The 12,199-nt window shown below is 50.9% G+C and carries 10 protein-coding genes; 6 read left to right on the plus strand and 4 right to left on the minus strand.

Going from position 1 to position 12,199, the window contains the following annotated elements:
- Positions 1-286: 286 nt before the first annotated feature.
- Both ABD852_RS15645 and ABD852_RS15650 read right to left on the minus strand, forming a co-directional pair.
- On the minus strand, positions 287-577 hold the full coding sequence (locus ABD852_RS15645; protein WP_345030579.1) for a chaperone modulator CbpM: 291 nt from the start codon (positions 575-577) through the stop codon (positions 287-289).
- 99 nt (positions 578-676) lie between these two features.
- A complete protein-coding gene (locus tag ABD852_RS15650; RefSeq protein WP_345030581.1) occupies positions 677-1,579 on the minus strand; it encodes a DnaJ C-terminal domain-containing protein in 903 nt (300 codons plus the stop codon).
- 328 nt (positions 1,580-1,907) lie between these two features.
- Between ABD852_RS15650 and ABD852_RS15655 the strand changes: the two genes are divergently transcribed.
- From ABD852_RS15655 to ABD852_RS15665, 3 genes are all read left to right on the plus strand, one after another.
- On the plus strand, positions 1,908-3,221 hold the full coding sequence (locus tag ABD852_RS15655; RefSeq protein ID WP_345030583.1) for a TolC family protein: 1,314 nt from the start codon (positions 1,908-1,910) through the stop codon (positions 3,219-3,221).
- A gap of 32 nt (positions 3,222-3,253) precedes the next feature.
- Positions 3,254-6,499, plus strand: a complete 3,246-nt coding sequence (locus ABD852_RS15660; protein WP_345030585.1) for an efflux RND transporter permease subunit — start codon at positions 3,254-3,256, stop codon at positions 6,497-6,499.
- A gap of 68 nt (positions 6,500-6,567) precedes the next feature.
- On the plus strand, positions 6,568-7,680 hold the full coding sequence (locus ABD852_RS15665; RefSeq protein WP_345030586.1) for an efflux RND transporter periplasmic adaptor subunit: 1,113 nt from the start codon (positions 6,568-6,570) through the stop codon (positions 7,678-7,680).
- Positions 7,681-7,689: 9 nt separating this feature from the next.
- Here the strand turns inward: ABD852_RS15665 and ABD852_RS15670 are convergent, their stop codons facing one another.
- Both ABD852_RS15670 and ABD852_RS15675 read right to left on the minus strand, forming a co-directional pair.
- Positions 7,690-8,082: an ExbD/TolR family protein gene (locus ABD852_RS15670; RefSeq protein WP_345030588.1), complete on the minus strand. Its 393-nt coding sequence runs from the start codon at positions 8,080-8,082 to the stop codon at positions 7,690-7,692.
- 48 nt (positions 8,083-8,130) lie between these two features.
- Entirely contained in the window at positions 8,131-8,805 is a 675-nt protein-coding gene (locus ABD852_RS15675) for a MotA/TolQ/ExbB proton channel family protein (RefSeq protein ID WP_345030590.1), read from the minus strand.
- Between the two features lie 379 nt (positions 8,806-9,184).
- Here ABD852_RS15675 and ABD852_RS15680 point away from each other — a divergent pair, with 379 nt between their 5' ends.
- The 3 genes from ABD852_RS15680 (at position 9,185) to ABD852_RS15690 (ending at position 12,196) form a co-directional block, all read left to right on the plus strand.
- Positions 9,185-10,021, plus strand: a complete 837-nt coding sequence (locus tag ABD852_RS15680; RefSeq protein ID WP_345030592.1) for an MBL fold metallo-hydrolase — start codon at positions 9,185-9,187, stop codon at positions 10,019-10,021.
- A gap of 39 nt (positions 10,022-10,060) precedes the next feature.
- Positions 10,061-10,825: a patatin-like phospholipase family protein gene (locus tag ABD852_RS15685; protein WP_345030593.1), complete on the plus strand. Its 765-nt coding sequence runs from the start codon at positions 10,061-10,063 to the stop codon at positions 10,823-10,825.
- Positions 10,826-10,996: 171 nt separating this feature from the next.
- Positions 10,997-12,196 carry an aminotransferase class V-fold PLP-dependent enzyme gene (locus tag ABD852_RS15690; protein ID WP_345030594.1) on the plus strand — a complete coding sequence of 400 codons (1,200 nt, stop codon included), beginning with the start codon at positions 10,997-10,999 and terminating at the stop codon, positions 12,194-12,196.
- Positions 12,197-12,199 lie beyond the last annotated feature (3 nt).

Consider the following 12,199-nt stretch of genomic DNA (forward strand, 5'->3'; position numbering starts at 1 on the left):
TTACTCTAAAAGAATATCAGCTTATGCTTCTTTATATTAGCCCCTTTCAAACATAATACCTCTGCGGTTTACTTTTAACCACAAAGCTCACAAGGAGCACAAAGGCCCTTGGCGCCTAATTCATTAAAATAACCTCTGCGCTCTTGGTGTTCTCTGTGGTTTATTTTTTGACCACAGAAAATAGACAGGCTGTTAACAGGTCCGCCTGGGTGAGAGATTTCCTGTTTTACAAATAACTTGGTAGTTGCCTCAAAGCAAATAAGAAAGGGGAAATGGATAAATTTCGCTAATCCTCGTATAGTTTCAGTCTGTTCTGAAGCCCGGCTACTTCGCGCTTCAATAGATCAATTTTGTACAAGAGGTACTGAATCGTTTCTATTCCCTCGGAATTAATGTCAAGCTCATAGTGCCACCGGATGTACTTTTCAAGCTGTGGCAGGACTGAAAACGGCAGGAATCGCTCATTTTCGAAAAAAACAACCTCTATCAACCCCCCTTCGGCGAGAGATTCAATGAAGGTCCGCTCAATGTCATACTTTCGACAATAGCTCGTTACGCTGATCATTTCAGTCTTCATATTTATAAAAGGTTGTCGGCTTTGTTCAGCGGGCGATCCACAGAATGATTCCGAAGGTTGGTATCCGACTGCTTACGTCTGCCTTTTTTATGCTTTTGGTTATAACCTTGCAATCTCTTCAAACAGTGCTTTTTGCTTTTCCGAGAGATTGACAGGGATCTTTACCTGGTAGGTCACAATCAGGTTGCCAAATTCGCCCTGCTTTTTGTACACGGGAAATCCCTTCCCTTTTAACTGCACTTTGGTGTTATTCTGCGTACCGGCAGCTACTTTCAGCTTGACCTGTCCGGTCAGTGTTTCCAGGGTTATCTCCCCGCCCAGGACCGCTGTATACAAATCTATTTCCCGGGTCATATAAAGATGGTCTCCAACGCGCGAGAACACCGGGTCCGGGAGAATGGTAAAAGTAATGTACAAATCGCCGGGCGGACCGCCGTTGGCCCCCGGCGCGCCATAGCCGCTCAGTTTAATCACCTGCCCGTCCGACACGCCGGCCGGAATAGTGATCCTGATATTTTTTCCATTCACAGTAAGCACACGTGGCTGAGTCTCTGAAGCTTCCCGAAGGCTCAGCGAAAGCTCGGCCTGGTAATCGTGTCCCCTGAACCGCGACTCACGGCTGCCTGAACGACTGCGTTGCCCGAAGAGGGACTCAAAAAAGTCGGAGAAATTACCGCTGTCAAAATCCCCGGTGTAGTCTTGCCACCCCTGATAGGCGCCGCCGGTACCGGCTGACGAACCCTTCTGCCGTCTCCCCGCCTGCTCGAATTGTTCCGCATGCTGCCAATGCTCGCCGTACTCATCATACTTTTTCCGCTTTTCCGGGTCGCTTAGTACCTCATTCGCTTCATTAAGCTGCTGAAACTTCAATTTGGCTTCTTTGTCGTCCGGATTTAAGTCCGGATGTAGCTTCCGTGCAAGTTTTCTGTAAGCTTTTTTAATGTCGTCGGGGGAAGCATCCCGGCTGACCTCGAGAACTTTATAATAATCGATATAGGCCATTGGTTCCTTTCAGGTTACGAAGATGAAAATACGACTTTTGTCGCTCAAATAATATAGTCCGCTTTGAAACAGATCCCGTCCGGACTCCCCGTAACAGAATAAAAAACTAAAATAAAGGCTCGCTTCCTTATAAAATTTTGAACTAATACAACTTATTTCATAAATAATCGAATAAATGATAACTTTTTTCAATTTGCTTTGTTTGCCTAATCAGGTGCCCTTTTTCCGAAAAAAGTTCTTTATGATCGCCCGCGTATCAAAAAGTTTCATCTATCTCTTTTGTTGGTTCTCCGCATCATTGTCAGTTCACGCCCAACAGACCATTTCTTTGCCTGATGCCGTAAAGACCGCCAAAGAAAACTACGGAAGTATTAAGGCCAAGGCAAAATATGCCGCCGCTTCCAAAGCCGCCGCCGACTATACCCGGAGCGAATATCTGCCCAATCTCAATTTATCGGCGCAGTGGGATTACGGAACCGTAAACGGGCAAATAGGACCGGCCTACGGGTTCGGCGGGTTGGGTGTTGCCTCGTCCGGTCTCCCGTCGGCTTCTCAAAACTGGCGCGCGGCATTCGGGGCCATTTACCTGACGAATGTCAACTGGGACTTCTTCGCCTTTGGCCGTGTAAAACAAAAGATCAAAACTTCCGAGTCGATCGCCGTACGTGATGAGAAAGACCTGGAACAAGAAATATTCCAGCACACGATCAAAGTCTCGGCCGCCTACCTCAACCTGCTCGTTGCACAAAAGCTGCGCGCTTCCCTCGAAAAAAACCTGGAAAGAGCGCAAGCTATCGGCCTGGTGGTGACCACACGTGCGCGCACAGGGCTGGTTCCCGGCGTAGACTCGTCGCTGGCAAATGCCGAAATTTCAAATGCCCGGATTGCGATCACCCGTGCGCTCGACTTTGAGCAGGAACGGAGCAACCAACTTTCGGTACTGATGGGCGTGGCTCCCGAAACACTCACACTTGATTCATTATTTGTGACCAGCATACCCGTCGGACTTCAAACGCCTGCCGGACAGGTCAACGATACCCACCCGACCCTGCAGTATTATAAAAGCCGCATCCGGGTGAGCGAGCAGCAACGCCAGTATCTCAAAACGTTTTATTACCCGACCTTCTCTATGGTAGGGGTATTTCAAACCAGGGGATCCGGCTTCGGGAGCGCCTACGCGGCCAACCCTACCGATTATACCCACAGTATTCTTACGGGCTTTAATCCGGTAAGAAGCAACTTCCTGTTCGGCCTGGGTGTTACATGGAACCTCACCCAACCGCTTCGGTACGCACACCAGGTAAAATCCCAGGATCTTATAAGCCGCGCCTTGCTGGATGAGTACCAATTGGCCGCCCAACAGCTGGACGCCCAGGCTGTACTTGCCGAAACCAAAATCAAAAATGCGCTCGACAACTACAGGGAAGCGCCGTTGCAAGTCAAAGCCGCCTCGGATGCTTACCTCCAGAAAACGGTCATGTACCGGAATGGTCTTGCGAATCTGGTAGACCTTAACCAAACCTTATATGCCCTCATCAGGGCAGAAACAGATCGCGACATTGCCAACAACAACGTTTGGCAGGCGTTACTTCTCAAAGCCGCGGCATCGGGCGATTACTCAGTTTTCGAAAACGCGTTTTAATTATCTCCGGAACGACCAGCAGAAAAATTACCATGAATCTCATACGTTTCGCTTTACGAAAACCCATTACCATTATGGTACTGGTCTCCGGCATGCTTTTCTTCGGAATCAACGCGGTCAGAACGATTAAAATTGACATTTTCCCGAAGCTCGACCTGCCGGTCATGTACCTCGCCCACCCGTTTGGCGGTTATACTCCCAACCAGATGGAGACATTTTTCGGCAAACAGTACGTCAATATACTACTGTTCGTCAACGGGATCAAGACCATCGAAACCAGGAACGTCCAGGGACTTACCCTGATGAAAATTTCGTTTTATCCCGGTACGAATATGGCACAGGCCTCGGCCGAACTGAGCGCTTTTTCCAACCGGATACAAGCCATTTTCCCACCGGGTTCCAACCCGCCCTTCATCATCCGCTTTGACGCGTCCACGCTCCCGGTAGGCCAACTGGTCCTTTCCAGCGAGACCCGCGACAATAACCAGTTGCTTGACCTCGCCAACGTTTACGTGAGATCCTCATTTACATCCATCCCGGGGATTGTATCAGCGCCTCCCTTCGGGGGAAATGTGCGCACCATCGTGGTGAAAGTCAACCCGGAGCAGTTAAGGGCGCACAACCTGACGCCTGACCAGCTGGTGGAAGCCATCCGGCTCAACAACCAGACAAGCCCGTCAGGCAATATTCGCGTCGGTGAAAAGAACTACATTACCCCCACCAATACCACGATAAGAAACGTTGCTGATTTCGGCGATATACCACTTTTTAAAGGGGGTGGGGTACAAAACCTCTACCTCCGCGATATTGCCACCGTTGAAGATGGCGCTGATGTAACCATGGGGTACGGATTGGTCAACGGAAAAAGATCGGTTTACCTCAGTATTGCCAAAAGCGCCGACGCCTCTACCTGGGAAGTAGTCCAGAACCTGAAAAGAAGCCTGCCCCGCATCCAGAGCACTCTCCCTGAAGATGTCAGGCTCAGCTACGAATTTGACCAGTCACAATACGTGATGAATGCGGTCAAAAGCCTGGTCGAAGAGGGTGTTATCGGCGCGATACTTACCGGTTTAATGGTATTGTTGTTCCTGGGCGACCCGAGGGGAGCGCTCATCGTAATCCTCACTATTCCCACCTCGATTATTACGAGTATCCTCTTTCTCAACCTTTTCGGCCAAACGATCAACATTATGACATTGAGCGGGCTGGCCCTCGCTATCGGGATTCTCGTTGACGAAAGCACGGTAACTATCGAAAACATCCACCAGCACCTGGACATGGGAAAACCCAAAGCGCTGGCTGTCTGGGACGCCTGTAAGGAAATTGCATTCCCTAAATTACTGATCCTCTTTTGTATTCTTGCCGTTTTCGCGCCGGCTTTCACCATGCAGGGCATTCCCGGCTCCATGTTTATGCCCCTGGCGCTGGCGATAGGCTTCAGCATGATAGCCTCTTATTTCCTCTCCCAGACATTTGTGCCGGTCATGGCCAACTGGATCATGAAAGGGCACGAGAAAAAGCAACTGCCTGCCGACCTGGAGGCCCACCTGACGGACAGCTCGTGGGAGCAGAAGCAAATCCTCCTGGAACGGGAAGACAGCAATCTTGACGGAAAAATAAGCCGTTTTGAACGGCTTCGGATGCGCTTTCTGCGATTTACCCGCCGGACCATGCCCTACCGGCGGCCTATCGTGGTGATCTATCTGTTGTGCACCGTCCTGCTGGCAGGGTTCATGGTTCGCCATATCGGGAAAGATGTTCTTCCCAAAGTAAACGGACGGCAGTTCCAGGTCCGTTTGCGCGCCGCCGAGGGCACCCGCATCGAACGCACCGAACAAAAAACACTGGGCCTGATCCAGGTGGTAAAAGACCTCGTAGGAGCCGAAAACGTATCCGTCACCTCGGCTTATGTAGGCCAGCACCCCGGCCAGTTTTCCGTAAGCCCCATTTATCTCTGGATGTCCGGGCCCCAGGAAGCTGTATTGCAGGTCGCGCTGAAAGAAGGATTCCACGCCGATCTTGATGAACTGAAAGAACAAATCAGGCAGCACACTAAGAAAGTCATACCCGACATCACCCTCTCCTTCGAACCCATAGACCTTACCGACAAGATTCTCAGCCAGGGCTCACCCACCCCTATTGAAGTCAGAATGATGGGCCGGAGCAAGGCGGTCAACGAAGCGTACGCGAAAAAAGTGATGGAGAAAATGCGGGAAGTTCCTTTTCTCCGGGATATACAGCTTGGGCAATCCAACAAATACCCCGCTATCAAAATAGAAATCGACCGTTTGCGCGCATCACAACTCGGGGTAGATATGGCCGATGTTTCCAGGTCGCTGATCACCTCCACTTCTTCCTCCCGCTATACCGACAAAAATATCTGGGTAGACGAAAAAAGCGGCAACAGCTATGCTGTGCAGGTACTGGTTCCGGAAAGCCAGATGAACAGCATCTCGGATCTCAACGAAATACCGGTACTCAAGGGACAGGCCAGGCCGGTTTTGGGTGACATCGCCACTTTTACACCTGATACTACTTACGGGGAGAACAACAACCTTGGTGCGTTGCCCGTTCTTTCGGTAACTGCCAATTTATATGAAAAAGACCTCGGCGCAGCACAGAAAGCGGTACAGGAAGCCATTGCCTCGCTGGGTGAACTTCCCCGTGGCCTGACCGTGGAGCTGATCGGGATGAGCCAGACGCTTACGAGCACCCTGGATAGCCTCGAAAGCGGGCTATTGGTAGCCATTGTCGTGATTTTCCTGATGTTGGCAGCCAACTTTCAGTCTTTCAGGGTTTCGGGCATTGTCCTCACCACAGTGCCGGCGGTAATTGTCGGCTCTCTTGCGCTTTTGCTGATGACCGGATCCACGCTCAATCTTCAGTCGTACATGGGTATTATCATGTCCGTGGGAGTGTCCATTTCCAATGCCGTACTCCTGATTACCAACGCAGAGGAGCTCCGGCTTAAAAGCGGTAATGCCGTTGATGCAGCCTATCAATCGGCCTCGCTGCGCCTGCGCCCTATCGTGATGACGGCCCTGGCGATGGTGGTAGGCATGATCCCCATGGCCCTTGGCCTCGGCGACGGCGGCGATCAAACCTCCCCGCTTGGACGGGCCGTGATCGGCGGGTTGTTTACCTCAACCTTTGCCGCTTTGTTTATTCTCCCGCTGGTATTCGCCTGGGGACAAGGCAAAAGCTCCACACAGAGCGTTTCGCTTGATCCCGAAGATAGCGAAAGCAGGTTTTACGTTGCACCACCGAAGGGCCAATGAATATCATTCCGATAAAAAACAGAAAACATAACAGAAAACGGGATTCACGTCTCCATATTCCTTTTGTCATGACATCAGCCAGTCCGATCCGTCTTTTATTGCCTGCCTTGTTTGCGGCCGCCGTCTTATCCGGTTGCGGGAAAACTACCGCGAAGGAGCCGGAACAAGCCGAGGCTGCACCTGTCGAAGTAATCCGTTTAAAGAAAGGCGGGGTCTCATCCGAGTTAAAGCTGCCGGGTGAGCTTATTGCCTTTCAGAACGTGGACCTGTACGCCAAGGTCAACAGCTTTGTCAGGAAGCTGCATGCAGATGTGGGCAGCCAGGTGAGGGAGGGCACCCTTCTTGCCACGCTGGAGGCCCCTGAGGTAACCTCGCAACTTGCGGGCGCCGAGTCCCGCCTGAAATCGCAGGAAGCTGTGTTCCTGTCCAGCAAAGCCACTTACGAACGTTTGCTGGAAACCAGTAAAACCCCGGGAACCGTATCCCCCAACGACCTGGACATAGCTTTTGCCAAACAACAATCGGACGCCGCCCTGCTCGAATCGGCAAGGGCCACACACCGCGAAATTGCCGATAACCGCAACTATCTCGAAATACGGGCCCCTTTTTCAGGAGTCATCACAGCACGGAATGTCAGCACAGGCGCCTATGTCGGCCCCTCGGGAAAAGGGTCTGAATTTCCGCTTTTTTCTTTAGTGGAACAGCAAAAGCTTCGTTTGGTCGTAAGCCTCCCCGAAGCATACACCGGGTATACCAACCCCGACGCTGCTATCAGGTTCAGCGTGAGGGCGCTCCCCGGCAAGTTTTTTGAAGCCAAAATGAGCCGGCAATCCGGTGCTTTGGATGCCCGGCTCCGCGCTCAGCGAATTGAAATGGATGTACCGAACCAGGCCAAAACGCTCCTCCCGGGTATGGTTGCCGAAGTAAGCGTTCCCTTGTCCACAAAAGATTCTTCACTGAATGTCCCGGTAGGAGCCGTTCTGAATGCTCCGCTCGGCCTGTTCGTCATTAAAGTCACTGACGGGAAAGCCGTTTGGGTTCCCGTTACAATGGGCAGGAACGACGGGGTGAACGTGGAAGTAATAGGAAATATAAGCGAAGGAGACCTGGTCGTCCGGCACGCAAACGAAGAAATCCGGGATATGTCGACCCTGAAAAATGTAAAAGAAGCGGAGAAATAAAACCGGGTATTATTTGGCGGTTGCCATCACCATTTTGATATCCTCCTTAGCTCCGATTTCAAGCACATCTACCAGGTCCTGAACTGCCAGGCTTTTATCCAGGCGCAGCACAATGGTCCGCTCCTGGACATTCAGGAAAGTATTGTGCAGGGTTGTCTCCAACTGGTCCACCGGTATCGGTTGCTTGTCCAGGAAATAATTCCGCTCAGCATCAACCGATAAAGTCATTTGTTTGGTATAGCTCCTTTGGGCGGCAGCTGCCTGGGGCAGCATCAGCTTGATCACGTTCGGGTTGGCCATCGTAGAGATAATCAGGAAGAACAACATCAGGAAGAACATGATGTCGTTCAGCGAATGGGTAAAAACCTCCGGGGCAAACCTGCTTTTTCTGCGTATTTTCATTACCAGTTCAATTTCTCGCGACAAATTTCACATCAATGCGGGGGCGGCTTACTTTCCTACCGGCTTTTGAAGCACGTCCAGGAAATCGGAAGCAGCCATTTGCAAACGCAATGCAAAGCGATCAATTTTCATGTTCAGCATATGATAGCCGGCGTAAGCGATCAAACCGATAATCAGACCTGAACCTGAAGTGATCATCTTCTCATACATACCACCCGATATTGTGCTGATATTGAAATCGTTGGAGAGTGAAATGTCATAGAAAATCCGGATAATCCCTGCAATGGTACCCACGAACCCCAACATGGGAGCGATACCCGCAATTACCCCCAGGTACGACAGGTTTCCTTCAAGACGCTGCAGTTCGATCTGGCTGGCATTTTCGATAGTCGTTTCAATATCTTTGATCGGGTAGCCGATGCGGCTGATGGCGCGCTCGAAAATTCTCCCGATGGCGTTCCGCTGGTTACGGCAAAGAGATTCGGCCGACTTCAGATTGCCTTCCTGAACAAAGTCTCTGATGTTGTCCACAAAATTCTGCTCAACTTTTCCGCTGGCATTGATTCCGAGAAAACGTTCGATAATCAGAAATATCGTTATCAGCAACAACAGCCCCAAGGGAAGCATTACCCATCCCCCTTTGCTCAATAAACCAAATAATGTCAGTCCCTGATCGGATGTAGCAACAAGGGTGGTATCGGAAATAGCCTGAAGAAGTACCATTCTGGAAAATTTACAAAAATTATGTTATCTGGATCTTATGTATGACGCCAAGCCGGGATGCTTTACACAAAAAAACGGGAACGATCCCGGTTTATTGTTTCAGGCCCAAAGTTAGAAAAATAAATATAGCACAGCCTTCTACTCATCCACCGGGCATTAAATAATTTAGAATTGTTAACATGATAAAAAGGTTTGAGCGGTGAGCGGTGAGCTATTTATTCATCAGTCGTTTGTGTGCCGCTTGTAGCTGATACCTCAAAGCTCATGGCTATTTCAGGCTTCCCTGCCTTTCCCAACGGTTATCGCCTGCCGATTGCGTTGATTTTTTGAAGATATTCCTTTAATTGCCGCCATTCTCAGGCAAATGAGATTATAGCTTATGAATTTACACATAATTGATACCGGGTTTTTCAAACTGGACGGCGGGGCGATGTTCGGCGTCGTCCCGAAATCGCTCTGGAGCAGGCACGTACCCGCCGACGAAAACAACCTGTGCAACTGGGCGGCAAGGTGCCTGCTCATAGAAGACGGCGATCGCCTGGTACTGGTCGACACCGGGCTGGGCGACAAGCAGAGCGAAAAGTTTTTCGGCTATTACTTCAGGAACGGTGACGCCTCTTTGCTGGATTCGATACATAAAGCCGGGTTCAGCCCGGCAGACATAACGGATGTGGTGCTCACGCATCTCCATTTCGATCACGTCGGAGGAGCCGTAAAGCGGGTAGCCGGCGGTTTCGGACCGACTTTCCCCAATGCCAGGTATTGGTCCAATGCCGCACACTGGCAATGGGCAACGCATCCTAACCCACGGGAAAAAGCATCGTTTTTGTCAGAAAATATTCTCCCCCTGGAGGCCTCCGGGCAACTGAATTTTATCAATGAGGGGAACTCGCCGTTTACCCATATTTCATTTCTGCATGTTAACGGCCATACCGAACAAATGATGCTGCCGTTGATCAACCAGGGCAAGAGAAAAATTCTGTTTGCCGCCGATTTACTCCCTTCAAGCGCGCATATCCCGCTGGCCTGGGTAATGGGCTACGATGTGCGCCCGCTGCTCACAATGGAAGAAAAACAAACCATATTGACAAGGGTGCTCCATGAAGAAATCGTCCTCGTTTTTGAACACGACGCCACCTTTGAAGCCGGTGTGCTGAAACAGGGAGAAAGGGGGGTCGAAATCGCCGAACGGGGTTTGTTAAGTGATTTTATCTGAAGCGAAAGCGGCCGAAATCAAAGATTTAGCAATTGGGTCATGACCACAGGATTGGTATTGTCCGGCGGCGGGGCGAGGGCCTTTATGCACCTGGGCGTCATTCAGGCACTCGAGGAATCCGGAATAAAGATTGATCACATCTGCGGCACGTCGGCAGGCGCCATAACGGGTGCTTTCTACGCACACGGGTACAGCCCCAAAGAATGCCTTGAAATACTGAGCAAGTCGGAACTCCTGCGGTCGGTGAGAATCGCGTTTGGCGGGAAAGGTCTCCTGAGAATTTCCAGGATGGAAAAATTATTGAAAAATTATCTTCCCGACAACCAGTTCAGTGCATTGAAAATCGGCCTTACGGTTACGGCAACCGATATTGTCGCCGGAGAAACCGTTGCTTTCGACTCTGGAGAAGTCATACAACCCATATTGGCCTCTTGCGGGCTGCCCGGCCTTTTTGAGCCGTACCACTATGACGATCGGGAGCTGGTAGACGGCGGGGTGCTCAATAACATGCCCGTTGAAATGCTGGCCGGAAAAACCGACTTTGTTATCGGTTCGCACTGCAACCCTTTTTTACTCGATCGCCCCCTGAAAAATTCGCTGGAAGTCGCCTACCGGGCACTGCTTCTGGCCGTTCATCACCAAAACCTCGACCGGTTGAAAAGTTGTGACCTGCTTATTGAGCCGCCTGCTATGTCACGATTCAGCATTTTCGATTTCGGAAAGGCCGGCCAGATTTTCAATGCCGGCTACGAATACGCCGTGGCCGCCCTGAGAGAAGCTCCTGACCTGCCCGAAAGGAGATAAAGTACAATTTATTCGTCAAAAAGAGTAAAACCAAAAGCTCTCTGTCTCTTTGATTCATGTGAATGAAAGCTGTGAACTGCGAGGTATTGATTATGCGGCCGGTTTATGCCGCTAAACCTTGCGGTTTGTGGTGATTCCATCAAATCCATCAAACTTCCCCCGTTGTGATTTATGCTGAACCGAAGACAAGTGATCAAAAAGCTTTCGGTTGTCCCGTTGATCGGGAGCCTGGAAAGTAATGCAGCCCCGCCGGCACCGCCCATTGACTGGGTCAAAGACCTGGGAATCAGAACATTCATTAACGCAGCCGGTACGTATACGTCTATGACCGGTTCACTTATGCCGGACGAAGTGATGCTGGCCATCCGGAATGCCTCGACGAGCTTCATGATGCTGGACGACGTACAGACCAAGGTCGGCGAGCGGATAGCTTCCATCACGCATGCAGAGGCCGCCGTGGTAACCGCCGGGTGCTTTTCAGCGCTTACCCTGGGGCTGGCAGGTGTGCTCACCGGAACGGATCAGGCAAAAGTTGAGGCGCTGCCCCACCTGGAAGGAACGGGTATGAAATCGGAAGTGATCATGCAGAAAGGTCATTCTATCGGCTACTCACATGCATTGACCAATACAGGCTGCAGGATCATCTACATTGAAACCAGGGAAGAACTGGAAAAAGCCATCAGTGAACGAACCGCCCTTATGTGGTTTCTCAATATTCAATCCGATAAGGGCCAGATCGGGCATGAGGAATGGGTAACCATCGCAAAAAAGAAGGGTATACCCACCATGATCGACATTGCCGCAGACGTACCGCCGGTAGAAAACCTGTGGCGGTTTAACGATATGGGCTTTGACCTGGTTTGTGTATCGGGAGGCAAGGCCATGCGCGGTCCGCAGAGCGCCGGCATCCTGATGGGCAAAAAACACCTGATCGAGGCAGCCCGGCTGAGCATGCCCCCACGCGGATCCACCATCGGCAGGGGTATGAAGGTCAATAAAGAAGAAATTATCGGCATGTACGCAGCACTCGACCGGTTTGTGAAACTGGACCAGAAAAAAGAATGGCAAATCTGGGAACAACGCACCGCCACGATTGAAAATGCTGCGAAAAGCGTAAGCGGCGTTACGACCAAAGTCACCCATCCGCCGCTGGGCAACCATACCCCTACCCTGAACGTTGCGTGGGACTCCTCGAAAATCCGGCTCGATACCAAGGGACTCCTCGAAAAACTCAGAAATGGCGAGCCATCCATTGAAGTGATGGGCGCCGGACCGGCCGCAATCAACATAACCACCTGGATGCTCAAAAGCGGGGAAGAAAAAATTGTTGCCAGCCGGCTGAAAGAAGTCTTAAGCCAGGCGGCGCGATAATAG

It is taken from the genome of Ravibacter arvi, from assembly GCF_039540405.1.
Classification (GTDB): domain Bacteria; phylum Bacteroidota; class Bacteroidia; order Cytophagales; family Spirosomataceae; genus Ravibacter; species Ravibacter arvi.